The sequence below is a fragment of the Marimonas lutisalis genome, from assembly GCF_005434965.1.
GTDB lineage: Bacteria > Pseudomonadota > Alphaproteobacteria > Rhodobacterales > Rhodobacteraceae > Marimonas_A > Marimonas_A lutisalis.
This window is the reverse complement of sequence record NZ_SKCI01000003.1, coordinates 440,430-459,817: the sequence shown is the minus strand read 5'-3', so window position 1 is coordinate 459,817 and position 19,388 is coordinate 440,430. Positions and strand designations below refer to the sequence as shown.

Below are 19,388 nucleotides of genomic sequence, written 5' to 3'. Positions count from 1 at the left end.
CAGGTGCCCGGAATATCGGGATTTTTCTGGGTTTTTGCCATGAAAACGTGCAGGTTTCCAGCACAGGCTGCAGCAAAGGGACAAACGTGGATTTCAGGGTTTCGGACGCGACGATTTCGGTGAACTTGCCCGATGCCGCGGCATTGCAGCAGGCCGTGCGCGCGCGATTTCGCGCGGGCGAGGGGTTTGCGCTGGCGACGATCAACCTCGATCACCTGGTGAAACTGCGCAGCGATGCGGGGTTCCGCGCCGCCTACCAGGCGCAGGATTTCGTGGTGGCCGATGGCAACCCGATCGTCTGGCTGTCGCGGCTGGCCGGGCGGCCGGTGCGGCTCGTGCCCGGCTCTGACATGGTGATGCCGCTGGCGCGGCTGGCGGCCGAAGAGGGCGTGAAGGTCGGATTTGTCGGTTCGACCGAGGCGAGCCTTTCGGCCGCGGCGCAGGCGATGCAGTCGGCGGTGCCGGGGCTGGAGATCGTGGCGCGGATCGCGCCGCCGATGGGGTTCGATCCGTCGGGCGCGGGGGCCGACGAGGTGTTGGAAGAGGTGCGCGCCTCGGGGGCGCGGCTGGTGTTCCTGGCGCTGGGCGCGCCCAAGCAGGAGATGCTGGCTGCGCGCGGGCGCGCGGTGGCACCCGAGCTCGGCTTTGCCTCGATCGGGGCGGGGCTGGATTTCCTGTCGGGCGAGCAGCGGCGGGCGCCGAAATGGGTGCGCGCGATCGCGATGGAATGGGCGTGGCGCATGCTGTCGGCGCCCGTGCGGCTGGGTCCGCGCTATGCGAAGTGCTTTGCCATCCTGCCCGGCCATTCGCTGCGCGCGGTTCTCGCGCGTCTGCGCGCGCGGTAGGCGCAGGAGCGAGGGGCGTTGCCCCTCGCGCTCCCCGAGGTATTTCGGGTCAGATAAAGGGCCGGATCAGTCGAGGCGGCGCGGCGTGACGCGGCGGCCCCAAAGGCGATCCTTGAGGCGGGATTTGAGACCGCGCGGAGGCGGGATTTCCTGCGCCTGCTCGAAGGTCGTGCCGGTGAGCGTGCGATCATGCCAGAGCGCCAGTTCCACCCCCCATTGCGCGGATTGGGCGGGGTCGAGCCCGTCCGGGATGCCCATGCGCGTGGCCAGCATTCCCGGCATCCAGTCGGACATCACGATATCGGGAAACCGGTCTGCCAGGTCGGCCACCAGCGCGCGAGTCAGGATGCGGGCGGCCCCCTTGGAGACAGAATAGGCCGAAGACGCGGGCAGCGGGTGCAGATCGGCGAAGGTGGCCACGTTGAGGATGCGGCCGAAGCCGGTTTCCACCATCCGGTCGAGCGCGAGGCGCGAGGCCGCGAGCGTGCCGCCGAGGTTGGTGTTGACCGTTGCCATGAAGCTTTCGGGGCTTTCATCGAGGATATCGCGGCGGGGATAGGTGGCGGCATTGTTGATCAGCAGGGTCAAGGGGCCGAGCCGGTCAGCCGCTGTGAATGCGCTGCGCAAGCTGTTGAAATCGCTCACATCCGCCAAGATCGGGGTGATCCGGCCCTCGTTGTCGGCCGTCTGGGCCAGGGCGTTCTCGTCGCGTCCCAGGGCGGCCACGCGCAGGCCGCGTGCGGAGAGCGCGCGGGCCAGTTCCCGGCCGAGCCCGCCGCCCGCGCCGGTGACCAGCGCCACGCCCGATATCAGCCGTTCGTCATTGCGCGCCATGTCCGCCCTCCTTCACGATCGCGTCGGCCACCCGCAGCGCCTGCGCCGCGATGCTGAGCGATGGGTTCACCCCCATCGAGCTGGGGAAATAGCCCGCATCCGCCCCCCAGAGATTGGCCAGCCCATGCGCCCGCCCGTCGCCGCGCAGCACCGCGCGAGCCGGATCGTCGCCGAAACGCATCGTGCCCGAGGGATGGCCATAGTTCAATTCCGGCCAGCGCGTCAGGAACATCCGTCGTTGCCCGCGGAAGGCACGCGAAATCTCGCGCCTGAAGAGGCGGCGGCGCGCTTTCAGTTCATCGTGGAGGGTATAGGCGATGGCGATCTCGTCGCTGCCCGGCTCGGGCGGCAGCACGCGGTTTTCGTCATAGGGTAGGTCTTCGAGCAGGCCGACGAAGATTTTCGCGGTGCCCAGCATCCGGGCGGCGATGGCGGCGGGAAGGCGGGTCAGGCCCGCCGCGCCGGGGACGCGCGCCAGTGCCGAGCGTTCGACGAGGCCGCGCAGGTACCACGCGATTTCCCCGTAGGAGGCGGCGACGCCCATCGCCTGCACCATGCCCAGCCGATGGCCGTCGCGCCAATAGAGATCGCGCAGGCCGACGGATTTCGACGGCGTGGGATCATCGCCGCCGGGCCAGATCGCGAACATTTCGTTGAGGTGGAACATCAGGCCCCGGCCGACCAGGCCGCTGGTGTTCGCGACGCCCTGCGGAAACGCCTCGGAGGCCGAGGCGAGGCAGAGCCGGGGCGAGCCGAAGGCGCCGCCCGCCAGCAGCACGTGACCGGCCTTCAGCATCAGAATCTCACCGTCGCGACAGGCCTCGATCCCGGTGATGCGCCTGCCGTCGCCCAGAAGGCGGGTGACCTCGCACCGGTCGAGCAGGGCAGCATTGCCGGTGGCCAGCGCCGGCTCCACCCCGGCCGAGCGCCCGTCCATCTTGCAGGCGCGCGGGCATTTGAAGCCCAGGCATTCGGCGCAGCCCGGCAGGTGCGCGATGGCCGAATGCAGCGCGTAGGGGTGCAGCCCGTTCCTGCGCAGCCTTTCGGTGATGATCGCATCCCCGGGCGACAGCGGCCGGGGCGGGCCGAGGTTCGGGCAGGGCGTGCCGGACAGCGGATCGGGCGCGCCATGCACCTGGTAGAGCGCCTGCGCGCGATCAAGCCAGGGGGTGAAGGCGGCCCAGGAGACGGGCCAGCCGCCGGTCGGGTGCGGGCGATCCTCGGAGTGATCGAGATCATGCGGCTCGGGCCGTTCCAGAGTGGCGGCATAGAACACCGAGGATCCGCCGACACCCGCCCCCAGGGGCGCGAAGAAACGCGCCTCGCGGCCATCCACCCTTGCGCGCATCTGCGCGGGCCAGAAGCCGCGGGCCGCGCGCGCCTCGGGCACGAAGATCTCATGGTCGAGCGGGGTCTGTTCGGCGCGGTGCCCTGCCGGACCCTTTTCGACGAAAAGCACCTTCAGTCCTGCTTCGGCCAGGGCGCGGCCGGCAGTGCCGCCGCCGATCCCGGTGCCGATGACGATGACGTCCCAATGCCTGTCGGCCAGGGCGCGGCTCATTGCGGGGCCTCGCCGCGGAAGGCGGGGGCGAACAGATCACGGATCTGCCGTGCGGCCGTGTTGGTCAGGTGGTTGTTGTCGAAATAGCGGCCCACGGGGCCCTCGAGCGCGTAGCACCCGCCGACATCGCAAAGCCGCGGCCATGGGTCGATCACGGTAATCCGCCCGGCCTGGGCGGCGGGGGCAAAGACCGCTTCGGCGCGGGCCGCTCGGGCCTCGGCCTTCTTGCGTGAAATGCTGGTCGGGGCGGCAGAGGGGGACAGCCGGCCATGGGCCAGGCGCCGGGCAACCTCGCGGCTGTCGTAGGACACGATCTCGGGCACCTGACGCAGCACGTGGATGTTGTCGAAGTTTTCTTCCAGAACCGGCAGCGTCGCCTCCCATCCGCGTCGGAACACCTCGGCGTTGTCGGCACCATCATAGCCCGAAAGCGTGATCGTGTCGCCGGTACCGGCACCGGTTCCGCGGCCTTCGACATAATAGGACCAGCGCCCGACCAGGATGATGCTCTGGGCCTTGTCAAACGTCGGCAGCGCCTTGAACATCCGGGCCTTGTCCCGCGTGCAGGCGGCATCCTCGGCGGGGGTGGCATAGCTTTCGCTCTTGTCGACGCCGACCAGCGGCATGCAGCCCGCGTGCCAGTAAATCACGCCGGGCGTTCCGGTTTCCTGCGCCAGTTGCCCCAGCCCGTCCATCAGCGCGCGCAGGTGGCTATCGCCCCAGATGACGACGCGGGGCGGGCCTGTGGGGCCGATCACGCAGAGCTCCAGCCCTTCGAGCGGTCCTTCCGGCACGGGCGCGCAGCGGCTGGTATCCTGCAGGAAATCCGCCGAGGCGCTGATATGCGGGCGCACATCGGGGCCGAACCGCTCGGGCATCCCGTCGCGTGCATAGGCGCTCCAGCCGATGGCGAACATCGCCAGGCTGCACGCCACGAGGATCACCAGCACGTTCTTGCCGCGCGCGCCCTCGACCCGGCGGAACGGGGTTTCGACCAGCCACCAGGACAGGATCGACAGCACCAGCGCGAGCGCCATCCATCCCGCGGTTTCGCTCCAGCCGGAATAGCCATCGCGCCAGTATTTCGACAGCACCAGGACCGGCCAGTGCCAGAGATAGAGCGAATAGGAGATCTTGCCGAAGAACACCGGCAGGCGCATCGAAAGCACATGGTTGACCGGGTTGGCCTGCTTGCCGTTCGCGATCAGGAGCGCGGTGCCGAGCGCGGGCAGGATCGCCTGCCACCCGGGAAAACCCTGGGGCCGAATGAAAAGAATGCCCGCCAGCACCAGCGCAAGGCCCAGCCAGCTGAGCGCCGCGTGATAGGCCCAGGTGGCGCCGCGCGACTGGCCGTAGATCGCCAGGAGCACGCCCGCCAGAAGCTCCCAGGCACGGAAGGGAAACAGGTAGAAGGTGGTTGTCTGGCTGCCGGGCGTCAGCGCGACCGAGGCCGCCAGCGACCCCGCAAAGGCCACGATCAACGTCCAGATCAGCAGCGGGCGTGAAAATTTCAGCAGCAGGATCAGGATCGGCAGCGCGATGTAGAACTGCTCTTCCACCGATAGCGACCAGGTATGCAGCAGCGCCTTGTTGTCGGCGCCGATGTCGAAATACCCCTCGCCACGCCAGAACAGCACGTTTGACAGGTAAAGCGTGGCCGCGATCAGGGATTTGCCGAATTCGCGATATTCGAACGGCAGGAAGATCGCAAAGGCGAAAAGCGATGTGACCGCTGCCATGGCGAAATAAGCCGGCGCCAGGCGCTTCACCCGGCGGATATAGAACCGGCCAAGGTGCAGCCTGTCGTTTTCGGTCAGGTCACGCCACAGGATACCACCGATCAGGAAGCCCGAGATCACGAAGAACACATCGACCCCGGTAAAGCCCCCCGGCAACCCCGGCACGCCGAAATGATACAGCACCACCGCCAGAACGGCGATCATGCGCAGCCCGTCGATTTCCGGGCGATAGGCGGGGTGGGGCAGGGTCGAAATGGGGGCCTCCGGGCGGGGGTGTGCGAATTTCAAAGCGTGACGCTGCGTTTAATGCAAGAAAGGGGCAGAAATTGCACCGCTTCTTTGCGAATTTGCGGCAAAGAAGACATTTCGCGGGCAGGGGAGGCACATATGCCGGTCAGGATCGAGAAAACGGGCGCCGTCTGGACGGTGATCCACAGCCGCCCCGAGGCGCGTAACGCGATGGACGTGGCCCATGCCCGCGCGCTCTATCAGGCGTTTCTCGACTTCGAGGCCGACGAGGCCGCGCATGTGGCCGTGTTCTGGGGCGAAGGCGGTGCGTTCTGCGCGGGTTGGGACCTGAAACAGGTCGCCGCGCTTTCCGAGGGCGAGGCCTGGGAGGCGCTGGCGTTTCCCGAAACCGGCGATGTGATCGGCCCGATGGGGCCGTCGCGGCTGGAACTGTCGAAGCCGGTGATTGCCGCTGTCGAGGGGCCGGCGGTGGCCGGTGGCATGGAGCTGGCGATCTGGGCCGACATGCGGGTTATGGCCGAAAGCGCCTTCATGGGCGTCTATTGCCGGCGCTGGGGCGTGCCGCTGATCGACGGGGGCACCGTGCGCCTGCCACGGCTGGTGGGCGAGGGGCGCGCGATGGACCTGATCCTGACCGGTCGCAAGGTCGGGGCCGAAGAAGCGTTGCGCATCGGGCTCTGCGAATACGTGGAGCCCGATGGCAGCGCCCGCGCCCGGGCCGAGGAAATGGCCCACGGGATCGCGCGCTTCCCGCAGGGCTGCCTCAGGGCCGATCGCGCTTCGGCCCGCGGGCAGGCGGGGCTTGGCCTGCGCGAGGCGCTGCGCCATGAATGGGCGGGCAGCAAGGACATGGTCCGCGCCGAAGGCGCGGCCGGGGCCGCGCGTTTTGCCGGCGGCAAGGGCCGGCACGGCGATTTCGATGACATCTGACGGGATGGGGCGCATGGAAACCGGGTTCGAGATTTTCCTGTCCGTCGCGCCGGGGCTGGAAACCGCGCTGCGCGACGAGGTGGCCGAGGCCAGTTTCGCATCGCCCCGGGTGGTGCCCGGCAGCGGCGTCGCGATCACGGGCGGCTGGCCCGAGGTCTGGCGCGCCAACCTGGTGCTGCGCGGGGCGGCGCGCGTGCTGGTGCGGGTCGGCGCGTTTCGCGCCATGCACCTGGCCCAGCTTGATAAACGCGCGCGCAAGTTCGACTGGGCCGCGGTGTTGCGCCCCGACGTGCCCGTGCGGGTCGAGGCGACCTGCCGCAAATCGCGCATCTACCACGATCGTGCCGCCGCACAGCGCGTCGAACGCGCGATCGCCGAGACACTGGGCGCGCCGATCTCGCCCAAGGCCGAACTGCGGGTGATGGTGCGAATCGAGGATGATCTCTGCACCATCAGCCTCGACACCTCGGGCGAGCCGCTGCACCGTCGCGGCCACAAGGCCGCCGTGGGCAAGGCGCCGATGCGCGAGACGCTGGCGGCGCTGTTCCTGCGGCAATGCGGCTTTACGGGGACCGAGCCGGTGATCGACCCGATGTGCGGCTCGGGCACCTTCCCGATCGAAGCGGCCGAGATCGCCGCGCATCTGCCGCCCGGACGCGACCGCGAGTTCGCCTTCATGCAATTTGCCGCCTTCGATGCCGGGGCCTATGCCGATCTGCGCGGCGCAGCGCTCGCGACGGCAACGACGCCTGACATCGTGTTCCACGGTTATGACCGTGATGCCGGCGCGGTGCAGAATGCCCGCGCCAATGCCGAGCGCGCCGGGGTGGGGGCGTTAACCGCCTTCGAACAGCAACCCATCGCCGAGCTGAAACGCCCCGACGGACCGCCGGGGCTGGTCATCGTCAACCCGCCCTACGGCGCCCGCATTGGCAACAAGAAGCTGCTTTACGCGCTGCACGCCACCCTGGGCCAGGTCCTGCGCGAGCGGTTTTCCGGCTGGCGTGTCGGCATCATCACGAGCGAGGGCGGCCTGGCCAGGGCGACCGATCTTCCGTTCCTGCCGCCGGGCCCCCCGGTGGCGCATGGGGGACTCAAGGTGCGGCTTTACCAGACCGGGCCGCTGGACTGACATGTTACATATTGCGCCGCGAATACGTTTTCGAAGTAACGAAAAAACTTGCTTCGAATCGTTTCCATCCGTATCACCGACCATGCGGTCGGGTATTATCCGTAATCCCCGATAGAACAGGAGAGACACGTGACCCAAGCCTTTATCTGCGACGCCACGCGAACGCCCATTGGCCGCTATGGCGGCGCGCTCAGCTCGGTTCGCACCGACGATCTGGCGGCGATCCCGATTGCCGCGCTGATGGCGCGCAACCCGGATGTGGACTGGGCCAGGCTCGATGACGTGGTTTATGGCAGCGCCAACCAGGCGGGCGAGGATAACCGCAACGTGGCGCGCATGGCCGCACTTCTGGCTGGCCTGCCGGTCGATGTGCCGGGCGCCACGATCAACCGGCTCTGCGCCTCGGGGCTCGATGCCGTGGGCACCGTTTCGCGCGCCATCCGGGCGGGCGATTACGACATGGCGATCGCCGGCGGCGTGGAATCGATGTCGCGTGCGCCCTTCGTGATGCCAAAGGCCACGAGCGCCTTCAGCCGGTCGAACGCGGTCTATGACACGACGATCGGCTGGCGCTTCGTGAACCCGAAGATGGAGGCGCAGTACGGCATCGACTCGATGCCGCAGACCGCCGACAACGTCGCCGAAGACTACCATGTCAGCCGCGAGGACCAGGATGCCTTCGCCGCCCGCAGCCAGGCCCGCTGGGAAGCGGCGCGCAAGGCGGGCGTCTTCAAGGATGAAATCACGCCCGTCACCGTGCCGCAGCGCAAGGGCGATCCGATCATCGTCGATACAGACGAACATCCGCGCCCGGGCACGGATGCGGCGCAACTGGCCAGGCTGAAAGGCGTGAACGGGCCCGAGAAGACCGTGACCGCCGGTAACGCGAGCGGCGTCAATGACGGGGCCGCGGCGCTGCTTATTGCCAACGAAGAGGCGGCCAAGAAAAACGGGCTGGAGCCGATGGCCCGCATCGTCGCCATGTCCGCCGCCGGGGTGGAGCCGCGAGTGATGGGCATCGGCCCCGTGCCCGCCAGCCAGAAGGTGCTGCGCCGGGCAGGGCTGAACATCGGCGAAATGGACGTGATCGAGCTGAACGAAGCCTTCGCCAGCCAGGGCCTTGCCACGCTGCGCGCCCTTGGCGTGCCCGATGCGGCCCCCCATGTTAACCCCAATGGCGGGGCGATCGCCATCGGCCATCCGCTGGGCATGTCGGGCGCGCGCCTGGTGCTCACGGCGGCCTATCAACTTAAACGCACGGGCGGGCGCTATGCGCTCTGCACCATGTGCGTGGGCGTGGGCCAGGGTGCCGCGCTGATCCTTGAACGCGTCTGAGGGAGGAGCCAAAGATGTATGCACAGATGATCAAGACCGCCGGAACCGGCGTCAAATCCCGGGACGACATGACCCCCGAGGAGGCGGCCTTTCAGGACAGGATCGACGCCGACATCAAGATCGAGCCGAAGGATTGGATGCCCGACGATTACCGTGCCACGCTGATCCGGCAGATCGGCCAGCACGCGCATTCGGAAATCGTCGGCCAGCTGCCCGAGGGCAACTGGATCACCCGCGCGCCCACGCTTGAGCGCAAGGCGATCCTGCTCGCCAAGGTGCAGGACGAGGCGGGCCATGGCCTCTACCTTTACTGCGCCGCCGAAACGCTGGGCATTTCCCGCGACGAACTGACCGAGGACCTGCTGTCGGGCAAGATGAAATATTCCTCGATCTTCAATTATCCCACGCTGAACTGGGCCGATATCGGCGCGGTGGGCTGGCTGGTTGATGGGGCCGCGATCATGAACCAGGTGCCGCTGCAGCGCACCTCTTATGGCCCCTACAGCCGCGCGATGATCCGCATCTGCAAGGAGGAAAGTTTCCACCAACGGCAGGGCTACGACATCATGATGAAGATGGCGCAGGGCACCGAGGCGCAGAAGAAAATGGCGCAGGATGCGCTCAATCGCTTCTGGTATCCGTCGCTGATGATGTTCGGCCCCTCGGATAAGGAAAGCGTGCACAGCGCGCAGTCGATGGCCTGGAAGATCAAGATCGACTCGAATGACGAACTGCGCCAGCGCTTCGTTGACCAGACCGTGCCGCAGGCCGAATATCTCGGGCTGACCATCCCCGACGAGAACCTGAAATGGAACGAGGAAAAGGGCGGCTACGATTTCTCGGAGCCCGACTGGACCGAGTTCTTCAATGTTCTCAAGGGCAAGGGCCCCTGCAACACAGAACGCATGAACGCCCGCGTGCAAGCCTGGGAAGACGGCAAATGGGTGCGTGACGGATTGTTGGCGCATGCACGCAAGCGTGCGGCCCGCAAGGTCGCGGCCGAGTAAGGAGCTAAGGATATGAAAAACGAATGGCCCCTGTGGGAAGTCTTCATCCGTGGCCAGCATGGCCTCAGCCATCGCCATGTCGGCTCGCTTCATGCGCCGGACGCGGAAATGGCCGTGAAGAACGCGCGCGATGTCTATACCCGCCGCAACGAAGGTGTGTCGATCTGGGTGGTCGAGGCCAAGCATATCACCGCCACCAACCCCGGCGAAAAAGGCCCGATGTTCGAACCCTCGGAATCGAAGATCTACCGCCATCCCACCTTCTTCGACATTCCCGATGACGTGGGGGCGATGTGATGAGCGCCGATCTTTTCGAATTCCTGTGCCGGATGGGGGACAACACCCTGATCCTGGGCCACCGGGTGTCGGAATGGTGCGGCCATTCGCCGGTGCTGGAGGAGGATATCGCGCTGGCCAATACCGCGCTTGACCTCATTGGCCAGACCCAGCTGTGGCTCGGCCTTGCCGGCGAGGTGGAAGGGCAGGGCCGCTCGGCCGACGACCTCGCGTTCCTGCGCGACGCCTGGGATTTCCGCAACGTTCTGCTGGTCGAACTGCCCAATGGCGATTTCGGCCAGACGCTGATGCGGCAATTCCTGTTCGACGCCTGGCAGGAGCTGATGCTGGGCGCCCTCAAGGAATCGAGCGATGCGCGCGTCGCCGAGATCGCCGAGAAGGCCAGCAAGGAAGTGGCCTATCACGTCGAACGCTCGGGCGACACGGTGATCGGCCTGGGCGACGGGACCGAGGAAAGCCACCAGCGGATGCAGGCAGCGCTGGATTATCTTTACCCCTATGTGGGCGAGATGTTCGAAAGCGATGCCGTGGACGCGGCGATGGCCAAGGCGGGCATTGCGCCCGATCCGGCCTCGCTTCGCGATGCCTACGACGCCAGGCTGGCGCAAGTCATGGCCGAGGCAACGCTGAGCATCCCCGATGACCGCTTTGCCCATGCCGGCGGGCGCACGGGCCGCATGCACACGGAACATCTGGGCCATATCCTGAGCACCATGCAATGGCTGCAACGCGCCTATCCGGGCGCGACCTGGTAGGGTTAGATGCAGCCGCGCGTGGACGAGATCTGGGACTGGCTCGACCAGGTGCCCGACCCGGAAATCCCGGTGATTTCCCTGGTCGACCTGGGCATCATCCGGGATGTGGAATGGCAGGGTGATACGCTGCAGGTCACCGTGACGCCCACCTATTCCGGCTGCCCGGCCACCAGCGTGATCAATTTCGAGATCGAAAAGGCCCTGCGCGACCACGGCATCGAGAAGCTGGAATTGAAACGCCAGCTGTCCCCGGCCTGGACCACCGACTGGCTGACCGAGAAGGGGCGCGAAAAGCTGGAAGACTACGGCATCGCCCCGCCCAGCCCCACCAAAGGCCCCGAACGCTGCCCGCATTGCGGCGGCACCCATCTTGAACGCATATCCGAGTTCGGTTCGACCCCGTGCAAGGCGCAGTGGCGCTGCAAGGACTGTCTCGAACCCTTCGACTACTTCAAGTGCATCTGAGGAGACCGCACATGGCGCGCTTCCACGACCTGAAAGTCACCGACATTCACCGCACCATCCGCGACGCGGTGGTCCTCACGCTCGAACCCGATGACCCGGCGGCCTTCGATTTCACCCAAGGCCAGTACCTGACCTTCCGCCGTGATTTCGATGGCGAGGAGTTGCGCCGCTCCTACTCGATCTGCTCGGGCAAGACCGAGGGCAGGCTGCAGGTCGGCATCAAGCGGGTCGAGGGCGGGGCGTTCAGCACCTGGGCCAACGAAGAGCTGGCGGTGGGCGACACGCTTCAGGCGATGGAGCCGATGGGCGGGTTCTTCACCCCGCTCGATCCGGCGAATGAAAACAACTACCTCGGCTTTGCCGGCGGGTCGGGCATCACGCCGGTCCTGTCGCTTATCAAGACCACGCTCGCGGTCGAGCCGAAATCCACCTTCACGCTGGTCTACGCCAACAAGGGTGTGGCCACGATCATGTTCCGCGAAGAACTGGAAGACCTGAAAAACCAATACCTTGGCCGGCTGTCCGTGATCCATGTGCTGGAACAGGATGCGCAGGAAATCGACCTTTTCACCGGCATGGTGACCGAGGAGAAATGCGCACAGCTCTTCCGGACCTGGATCGACATTCAGCATATCGACACGGCCTTCATCTGCGGCCCCGAGCCGATGATGCTGGGCATCGCCAAGGCGCTGCGCGATCACGGCCTTGACGATGCGCAGATCAAGTTCGAACTGTTCGCCAGCGCCCAGCCCGGGCGGCTGAAACGCAAGGTGGTGTCGAAAGAGGCGGGCAAGAAGGCCAACCAGGCCGAGATCGCCATTACCCTCGACGGCTCCACCCAGACGATCACGGCCGCGAAGGACATGACGGTTCTGGACGCCGCGCGCGAAAACGCGATGGACGCGCCCTATGCCTGCAAGGCGGGCGTCTGCTCGACCTGCCGCTGCCGCGTGATCGAGGGCGAGGTCGAGATGGTCGCCAACCACGCGCTCGAGGATTACGAGGTCGAGAAGGGCTATGTGCTGTCATGCCAGTCCTTCCCGGTCACCGACCGCGTTGTCGTCGACTACGATCAGTGAGGGCGGAAGCATGGACGAGATGAACCTTACCGACTACCTGGCGCAGGGTGGCAAGCTGACCAGCCCGGCCAATGTGCCGCCGCGCTATCGCGCCGAGCTGCTAAAGCTGATGGCCACTTTCGTCGACAGCGAACTGGCCGGCGCTGCGGGCTTTGCCGATGCGATCAACGCGGGCCCCGGTATCAAGGAACGGATTGCCGCCGCCAAGATCGTGCTGGAAAAGACCGACAATGCCGACAAGGTGTTGAAACTCATGGGTGAATTCGGGGCCGATACCGCGCGTTACGCCAATCATCACCCCTGGACTGCGCGGCTGGACCGCGATGCCGATATCGGTGCCAGCCGCACCGAACATGACATGCGGCTTGCCGTCTTCAACTACCCGCTGGCAGGCTGGGGCGATGCGGTGGTGATGAACCTGCTGATGGGGCGGGCCGTCGGCGTGCAGATGGAGGAATTCAAGCGCGTCAGCTATCAACCACTGGCCGAGGCCTTCCGCGCCATCGCACCGGTCGAGGCCCGCCATGCCGAACTGGCCGAGGAAGGCATCGAACGGCTGATCTCCGAAGGGCAGGGCGACAGCCTGCAGGCCAGCGTTGAATACTGGTGGCCCCGGGTTGCTGCCAGTTTCGGCATTGGCAACCCGGAGCGTTTCGAGGCGCTCAAATCCATGGGCCTGCGCCACACGCCCAACGCGGACCTGCGCAACACATGGGAAGAGCGCGCCGGCAGCGCGCTGTCGCGTCAGGGCCTTCAGTCAGGCTGAGCCGGGATCACGACGCGTCGGTTGTCGGTGTTGTCAGCGTGGTTGGCGTTGTCGGTATGGTGGGGGTCGTCGGTGTGGTCGGCGTCGTGACGATCGCGCCGCCTGCTGCGGGGGCCGGGGTGGTCATGCCGCCCAGACCGCCGATGCCGAACCCGAAATCGATCCCTCGGATCTGTGGATCAAAGCCCACGCTGAAATCGACATAGACGTCACGATCAAGATACGCCACGCTGGCATTGGGCCGCAACGTTCCCGAATTCAGCTTGTAATCGAGACCCACCGACAGCGCACCGGATTCTGGTTTGTCGGTCGAAAAGATACGTGCGCCCCGTGCAACATCGCCCCCGGTGGTGATCGTTATGCCAAAGCCAAAAGAGGGGTCGCTGAGTGCCGCCGAAGGAAGAATGAAGGATGTCGCCGCGAGGACGGGAAAAGAAGCTTTCTCCTCACAAAACTCTCATCATTTTCAAATATTAGTAAACTTATCCGAAAACGTGATCGTTTCGCAGGAATAGCCCCGGACGGCGGCCCTGACGGGCCCGCCGCCCGGGTGCAATCGGACCTGCGGTCAGGCGCGTGCGCCTAGTTGCCCCAGCCACCCACGCCGAGGCCGAAATCGACGGCGCCGGCGCCGATGTCATACCCGATGTTCACATCGCCGTAGACATCATTGTCCAGGTAGGCCGCGCCGATATTCGGGCGCAGGCTGTTCGAGCCGATCTTGTAGTCGAGCCCGAGCGAGACAACCCCGTCCTGCGGCGTGTCATCCGAGAACACCTTTGCGCCAAAGGCGACGTCGCTTTGCCCGCCGCCAAAGACGTAAGTGAGGCCGAAACCGAAGGCCGGGTCGGCCTGCGCCGCGGGCGCGGCGATTGCGGCCGTGGTGACAAGTGCCGTGGCAAGTGCAATCCGTTTCATCTCGATCATCCTCTTTTGCGCTGCCCCTAGGGGCGTTTTCCGTGCCCGTATTACGTAGGCAGCACACCGGTCCGTCGCCAATCGGGCGGCGGAAATTGGCCGAGATGGATGGGATGCCGGGCGGCAGCCTATAGCGTCTGCAGGCCGCCCAGTGTCAGGTCGCTGACCAGCCTGGCATAGTCGCGCCGGGCAGCTTCGTCGGCGCCGGGGTTCCACATGTAGAACCAGTTCAGCATCCCGAAGACCGACATGGTGGCCGCGCGCAGTTTCGCCGGGTGGCCGTCGAACCGCTCGGGCGCGATCCGCGCCAGAACGGCGGCCATGTGGCCCACCATGTCGCGCTGATAGGATTTCAGCACTTTCTGCTGTTCCTCGGGCAGGGCGGCAAGGCCCGCGCTCTGCACCCGGTGCTCGTCATCCGCGCCCTGGTAGGCCAAGAGCACCTCGAGAACGATCTCGCGCAGCGCGTCCTCGGGCGATTTGCCGTCGGGCGTGATCGCGCAGATGCGATCGCGCAGGTTGCTCAGGTAATTGTCCAGCAGATCGTAAAGCAGCGCATCCTTGCTGTCGTAATAGTGATAGATATTGGCCTTCGAGATCCCGCATTCGCGTGCCAGCATGGCCATGGAGGCGCGGTCAAACCCCTGGTCGGCAAAAACTTTCGCCGCCGATTTCAGGATCTGCGCGCGCTTCTCGCCGTGGTCTTTCGCAATCGTCCGGGCCAAGGCTCACTCCTTCGGGCGGTTGTCGACGACGCGGCGCGCCTTGCCCTGGCTGCGCTCGACCCCGCCTTCGCCATGAACCTCGATCTTTGTCGAGACGCCCACAACCGACTTGATGTGATGCGCCAGTTCCTTCGCGCTGGCCGCGCGGGCGTCATCGCTGGCCTGCTCGGGGGTGCATTCCACATGCACGATCATCGCGTCCATCCGGTCTTTCTTGGCCAGCTCGATCTGGAAATGCGGGGAAAGGCCCGCGCATTTCATCAGCTGTTCCTCGATCTGGGTTGGAAAGACGTTGACGCCGCGTAGGATGATCATGTCGTCGCTGCGCCCGGTGATCTTCTCCATCCGCCGCATGCTGCGCGCGGTGCCGGGCAGAAGGCGGGTCAGATCGCGGGTGCGGTACCGGATCATCGGCAGGCCTTCCTTGGTCAGCGTGGTGAACACCAACTCGCCCATCTCGCCATCCTCGACCACCTCGCCGGTCTCGGGGTTGATGATCTCGGGATAGAAATGATCTTCCCAGATATGCAGCCCGTCCTTGGTCTCGACGCATTCATTGGCCACGCCGGGGCCCATCACCTCGGAAAGGCCATAGATATCGACCGCATGCATGTCGAAGGCCTGTTCCACCTCGCTCCGCATCGCGTTGGTCCAGGGTTCGGCCCCGAAGATGCCCACGTCCAGCGAACATTCCCGCGGGTCCAGCCCCTGGCGTTGGAATTCCTCAAGGATGTTGAGCATGTAGGACGGCGTCACCATGATCGTGCCGGGCTTGAAATCGTTGATCAGGGTCACCTGCCGCTCGGTCATGCCGCCGGAAATCGGCACCACGGTGCAGCCCAGCTTCTCGGCCCCGTAATGCGCGCCGAGGCCCCCGGTGAAGAGGCCGTAGCCATAGGCCACATGCACGATATCGCCCGGCCGCGTGCCACTGGCGCGCATCGAGCGCGCCACCAGGTCGGCCCAGGTGTCGATGTCTTTCTGGGTATAGCCCACCACCGTCGGCTTGCCGGTCGTGCCCGAGGACGCGTGCACGCGGATGATCTGGTCGCGCGGCACGGCAAAGAGGCCGAAGGGATAGTTGTCGCGCAGGTCGGTCTTGTAGGTGAAGGGAAACTTCGCCAGATCCGACAGGGTTTTCAGGTCATCGGGATGCACACCGGCCGCGTCGAACCGCTCGCGATACATCGGGACGTTGTCGTAGGCATGGCGCAGCGACCATTTCAGCCGCTCCAGCTGCAGCGCCTGGATCTCGTCGCGCGAGGCGATCTCGATCGGGTCGAGATCGGATTTCTTCGGTGTCAGGTCTTTCATCGCGTTTCCCCTTCTTCCTCGAACAGCTGGCCCCGGATCGCGCGGGAAAAGCCGCGGAACTCGGCGATCACCGTGCCGTCCTGGTTGGTCACCCTGATGTCGTAAATTCCGCTGCGGCCCTGCAGCGACAATTCCGTCGCCTCGGCGCGCAGCCGGTCGCCCTCGCGCCCCGGCGCGAGGTAGGAAATGATGTTGTGCTGCGCCACCGTGGCCTGGTTGCGCGAATTGCAGGCAAAGGCAAAGGCGCTGTCGGCCAGCATGAAGGTCACGCCGCCATGGCAGATGCCATGCCCGTTGCAATGATGCGGCGCCACCGTGAGTTCCAGCACCGCGCGGCCCTCATCGACCTTGGTGATCTCCATGCCGGCCCATTTGCTGGCATTGTCGTCGGCCCACATCGCGGAGGCCGATTTTTCAGCGCGTTCCTTCGGGGTCATCGGCCCTTGAACTCCGGCTTGCGTTTGTCGAGGAAGGCGCCCACGCCTTCGGCATAGTCGGCACTTTCGCCGCATTCCTTCATGAATTGGGCCTCCAGATCGAGCTGCGCATCGAGCGAATTGACATGCGCCGCCTCGATCGCCTGCTTGGTGCGGGCATAGCCCAGCGTGGGCCCGGTTGACATGCGTTCGGCCAGTGCGCGCGCTTCGTCCATCAGCGTCTCGTCCGGTAGCGCCTTCCAGATCAGCCCCCATTGGGCGGCCTCAGCGGCGGGCAGCGGCTCGGCCGTCATCGCCAGCGCCTTGGCGCGCGCCTCGCCCAGAAGGCGGGTGAGGTGCCAGCTGCCACCGGTGTCGGGGATAAGGCCCACCTTGGAAAAGGACTGGATGAATTTCGCGCTTTCACCGGCCAGAACGATGTCGCAGGCCAGCGCCACCGACGATCCCGCGCCGGCGGCCACGCCGTTGACCGCACAGATCACCGGCATCTCAAGCGAACGGATGAGACGCACCAGCGGCGCCCAGAAATTGCGCACCGTCGCGCCCAAATCTGGTGGACCGTCCATCTTGCGCGGGTCACGGTCGCCCAGGTCCTGGCCTGCGCAAAACCCGCGCCCCGAGCCCGTCAACAGCACGGCGCGCTTGCCGCTGTCGCGCACGGATTCGAGTGCGGTGCGCAGGGCGTGATGCATCTCTTCATTGAAGGAATTGAGCTTGTCGGGCCGGTTGAGGGCGATCTCGGCCCAGGTGCCGTGATCTGTCACAAGAATCGTGTCGCTCATCGTCTCCCCCTCGTGTCGCGATGTCGGAAAGCTTGCATAAACCGAACGGTTGGTCAATAAAAGACGAGTGCCCGCCCGGCATCACCCGCGGAGGTGGGGGCCAGCCCCCACACCCCCGAGGTATTTCCGGTCAGATGAAGCGGGGCGGATGGACGAAGGGGGAGCCGATGAGCGTTCAGCAGATCAACAGTTTCGTGGCAGGCAAATGGCTGGCGCCGGGACAGGGGGCGCGGCCCATCGCCAGCGCAATCACCGGCGAAGTGATCGCCGAGGCGGGGAATGACGCGCTGAACGCGGGCGCGATGCTGACCCATGCGCGCGAACGTGGTGGCCCGGCCCTGCGCGCGATGACGTTTCACCAGCGCGCGAAGATGCTCAAGGCGCTGGCGCTCTACCTGAACGAGCGCAAGCAGGCGCTCTACGATATTTCCTTCGAGACCGGCGCGACCCAGTCCGATCACATGATCGACGTGGACGGCGGCATCGGCACGCTTTTCGTTTTCGCCTCGAAGGGGCGGCGCGAACTGCCCGATGCACAGGTCTACCTGGATGGTGACCTGGAGCAGCTGGGCCGCGAAGGCCGCTTCCTGGGGCAGCATGTCTGCACGCCGCTGCAGGGCGTGGCGGTGCATATCAACGCCTTCAATTTCCCCGTCTGGGGCATGCTGGAGAAACTGGCGCCCACCTTCCTGGCCGGTGTGCCGGCGATCGTGAAGCCGGCGACGGCCACCTGTTACGTCACCGAACTGGCGGTAAGGATGATGCTGGAAAGCGGCCTCCTGCCCGAGGGCGCGCTGCAATTCGTGGCCGGTGGGCTGGGCGACATGCTCGACCATCTGGGCGCACAGGACGTTGTGGCCTTTACCGGCTCGGCCGCCACCGCCCTGAGGCTGCGCGGGCATGACAACCTGCTTGCCAGTTCGGTGCGCTTCGCGGCCGAGCAGGACAGCCTGAATGCTTCGATCCTCGGGCCGGACGTGGCGCCGGGGACGCCTGAATTCGACCTGTTCATCAAGGAAGTGGCACGCGAGATGACCGCAAAGGCGGGGCAGAAATGCACCGCGATCCGCCGCATCATCACGCCTGACGGGCTGATCCAGCCGGTGATCGAGGCGGTGAGCGCGCGGCTGGCGAAAACCCCGATCGGCGATCCGCGCGATCCGACCACGCGCATGGGGGCGCTGGTCTCGGCGGATCAGAAGGCCGACGTTCTGGCCAAGGCCGCGCTTATTGGCGCCGAGGCCGAGCGCGTTTACGGCGATCCCGACAATCTGCCGATGAAAGGGCAGGGCGGCTTTGTCAGCCCGCTGCTTTTCCATTGCGCCGATCCCGACAATGCGCAGCGCGTGCACGATACAGAGGCCTTCGGCCCGGTTTCCACCGTGATGGCCTATCGCGATCTTGATCACGCGGTGGCGCTGGCCAATCGCGGCGGCGGCAGCCTTGTCACCTCGCTTATCACCCGCGATGGCGATGTGGCGCGCCAAGTGGTGCTGGGCGCAGGCGCCTGGCACGGGCGGATCTATATCAACAACGCCGACAGCATGGCGGAAAGCACCGGCCATGGCAGCCCGATGCCGCACATGGTGCATGGTGGTCCCGGCCGCGCCGGCGGCGGCGAGGAGTTGGGGGGCATCCGCGGCGTGATGCATTACATGCAGCGCACCGCGGTGCAGGGTAGCCCCGACATCCTGACCGCGATCGGCGGGCGCTGGGTGCCCGGCGCGGCCGAGGTCAAGGGCCCCGCGCATCCCTTCACCCGCAGATACGGCGATCTGGCCATCGGCGAAACGATCCACACCGCCGCGCGCCAGATCACCATGGATGACATCGAGCATTTTGCGCATTTCACCGGCGATACCTTCTATGCCCACATGGACGAGGACGCGGCGAAGCGGAACCCGTTCTTTCCGGGGCGGGTGGCGCATGGCTACCTTCTGCTCAGCTTCGCCGCCGGGCTCTTCGTCGAGCCGAACGAAGGCCCGGTTCTGGCCAATACAGGGCTCGACAATCTGCGCTTCATGAAACCGGTTCAGGCGGGCGATGCGATCCGCGTGCGGCTTACGGTCAAGGCGAAAACCCCGCGCAACCCCGACTATGGCGAGGTGCGCTGGCATGTGACCCTGTCGAACCAGGATGGCGACATCGTGGCCGAATACGAACTCCTGACGATGAACGCGTTCTGAGCATTGGCGCGGGGCCCGTCTTTCATGCTATG

Annotated in this window: 20 protein-coding genes; 11 read left to right on the top strand and 9 right to left on the bottom strand. The window is 65.8% G+C overall.

All coding sequences use genetic code 11. The annotated features are described in order from the left end of the window. Positions 1-86: 86 nt before the first annotated feature. Positions 87-845, top strand: a complete 759-nt coding sequence (locus tag E0501_RS15380; RefSeq protein WP_235857873.1) for a WecB/TagA/CpsF family glycosyltransferase — start codon at positions 87-89, stop codon at positions 843-845. Between the two features lie 66 nt (positions 846-911). Here E0501_RS15380 and E0501_RS15375 read toward each other — a convergent pair whose 3' ends face one another. The 3 genes from E0501_RS15375 to E0501_RS15365 are packed head-to-tail and all read right to left on the bottom strand — an operon-like array spanning position 912 to position 5,267. Beyond that, complete coding sequence (locus E0501_RS15375; protein ID WP_137702256.1) at positions 912-1,679, bottom strand: SDR family oxidoreductase; 768 nt, start codon at positions 1,677-1,679, stop codon at positions 912-914. Beyond that, complete coding sequence (locus E0501_RS15370) at positions 1,666-3,240, bottom strand: GMC family oxidoreductase N-terminal domain-containing protein (protein ID WP_137702255.1); 1,575 nt, start codon at positions 3,238-3,240, stop codon at positions 1,666-1,668. Before E0501_RS15370 ends, E0501_RS15375 begins: the two co-directional genes overlap by 14 nt. Then, complete coding sequence (locus tag E0501_RS15365; protein WP_268888892.1) at positions 3,237-5,267, bottom strand: acyltransferase family protein; 2,031 nt, start codon at positions 5,265-5,267, stop codon at positions 3,237-3,239. The genes E0501_RS15370 and E0501_RS15365 overlap by 4 nt, the downstream gene beginning before the upstream one ends. A 99-nt stretch (positions 5,268-5,366) precedes the next feature. Here E0501_RS15365 and E0501_RS15360 point away from each other — a divergent pair, with 99 nt between their 5' ends. The 9 genes from E0501_RS15360 to E0501_RS15320 all read left to right on the top strand — a co-directional run bounded on the left by E0501_RS15360 (position 5,367) and on the right by E0501_RS15320 (position 12,994). Continuing rightward, entirely contained in the window at positions 5,367-6,158 is a 792-nt protein-coding gene (locus tag E0501_RS15360; protein ID WP_137702254.1) for a crotonase/enoyl-CoA hydratase family protein, read from the top strand. Further along, entirely contained in the window at positions 6,148-7,290 is a 1,143-nt protein-coding gene (locus E0501_RS15355; protein WP_235857872.1) for a THUMP domain-containing class I SAM-dependent RNA methyltransferase, read from the top strand. Before E0501_RS15360 ends, E0501_RS15355 begins: the two co-directional genes overlap by 11 nt. A gap of 129 nt (positions 7,291-7,419) precedes the next feature. Beyond that, a complete protein-coding gene (gene pcaF / locus E0501_RS15350; protein WP_137702253.1) occupies positions 7,420-8,625 on the top strand; it encodes a 3-oxoadipyl-CoA thiolase in 1,206 nt (401 codons plus the stop codon). Positions 8,626-8,639: 14 nt separating this feature from the next. Continuing rightward, positions 8,640-9,632, top strand: a complete 993-nt coding sequence (paaA, locus tag E0501_RS15345) for a 1,2-phenylacetyl-CoA epoxidase subunit PaaA (RefSeq protein ID WP_137702252.1) — start codon at positions 8,640-8,642, stop codon at positions 9,630-9,632. 12 nt (positions 9,633-9,644) lie between these two features. Then, the gene (gene paaB / locus E0501_RS15340; RefSeq protein ID WP_137702251.1) at positions 9,645-9,929 is read left to right on the top strand and encodes a 1,2-phenylacetyl-CoA epoxidase subunit PaaB; all 285 of its coding nucleotides are present in this window, start codon (positions 9,645-9,647) and stop codon (positions 9,927-9,929) included. Continuing rightward, positions 9,929-10,684, top strand: coding sequence for a 1,2-phenylacetyl-CoA epoxidase subunit PaaC (gene paaC, locus E0501_RS15335; protein ID WP_137702250.1), 756 nt, complete (start codon positions 9,929-9,931; stop codon positions 10,682-10,684). Before paaB ends, paaC begins: the two co-directional genes overlap by 1 nt. A 6-nt stretch (positions 10,685-10,690) precedes the next feature. Further along, on the top strand, positions 10,691-11,149 hold the full coding sequence (gene paaD, locus E0501_RS15330) for a 1,2-phenylacetyl-CoA epoxidase subunit PaaD (protein WP_137702249.1): 459 nt from the start codon (positions 10,691-10,693) through the stop codon (positions 11,147-11,149). 11 nt (positions 11,150-11,160) lie between these two features. After that, a complete protein-coding gene (gene paaE / locus E0501_RS15325) occupies positions 11,161-12,228 on the top strand; it encodes a 1,2-phenylacetyl-CoA epoxidase subunit PaaE (RefSeq protein ID WP_137702248.1) in 1,068 nt (355 codons plus the stop codon). A gap of 10 nt (positions 12,229-12,238) precedes the next feature. Next, on the top strand, positions 12,239-12,994 hold the full coding sequence (locus tag E0501_RS15320; RefSeq protein WP_137702247.1) for a Phenylacetic acid catabolic protein: 756 nt from the start codon (positions 12,239-12,241) through the stop codon (positions 12,992-12,994). Positions 12,995-13,001: 7 nt separating this feature from the next. Here the strand turns inward: E0501_RS15320 and E0501_RS15315 are convergent, their stop codons facing one another. The 6 genes from E0501_RS15315 to paaG all read right to left on the bottom strand — a co-directional run bounded on the left by E0501_RS15315 (position 13,002) and on the right by paaG (position 17,170). After that, positions 13,002-13,274: a hypothetical protein gene (locus E0501_RS15315; protein WP_137702246.1), complete on the bottom strand. Its 273-nt coding sequence runs from the start codon at positions 13,272-13,274 to the stop codon at positions 13,002-13,004. A gap of 302 nt (positions 13,275-13,576) precedes the next feature. After that, positions 13,577-13,912, bottom strand: a complete 336-nt coding sequence (locus tag E0501_RS15310; protein WP_137702245.1) for a hypothetical protein — start codon at positions 13,910-13,912, stop codon at positions 13,577-13,579. 128 nt (positions 13,913-14,040) lie between these two features. Beyond that, entirely contained in the window at positions 14,041-14,637 is a 597-nt protein-coding gene (locus E0501_RS15305) for a TetR/AcrR family transcriptional regulator (RefSeq protein ID WP_137702244.1), read from the bottom strand. 3 nt (positions 14,638-14,640) lie between these two features. Further along, the gene (gene paaK, locus E0501_RS15300; RefSeq protein ID WP_137702243.1) at positions 14,641-15,951 is read right to left on the bottom strand and encodes a phenylacetate--CoA ligase PaaK; all 1,311 of its coding nucleotides are present in this window, start codon (positions 15,949-15,951) and stop codon (positions 14,641-14,643) included. Continuing rightward, a complete protein-coding gene (gene paaI, locus E0501_RS15295; protein ID WP_137702242.1) occupies positions 15,948-16,388 on the bottom strand; it encodes a hydroxyphenylacetyl-CoA thioesterase PaaI in 441 nt (146 codons plus the stop codon). The genes paaK and paaI overlap by 4 nt, the downstream gene beginning before the upstream one ends. Next, the gene (gene paaG / locus E0501_RS15290; protein WP_137702241.1) at positions 16,385-17,170 is read right to left on the bottom strand and encodes a 2-(1,2-epoxy-1,2-dihydrophenyl)acetyl-CoA isomerase PaaG; all 786 of its coding nucleotides are present in this window, start codon (positions 17,168-17,170) and stop codon (positions 16,385-16,387) included. The genes paaI and paaG overlap by 4 nt, the downstream gene beginning before the upstream one ends. A 167-nt stretch (positions 17,171-17,337) precedes the next feature. Here paaG and paaZ point away from each other — a divergent pair, with 167 nt between their 5' ends. Beyond that, positions 17,338-19,356, top strand: coding sequence for a phenylacetic acid degradation bifunctional protein PaaZ (gene paaZ / locus E0501_RS15285; protein ID WP_137702240.1), 2,019 nt, complete (start codon positions 17,338-17,340; stop codon positions 19,354-19,356). Positions 19,357-19,388: the final 32 nt, after the last annotated feature.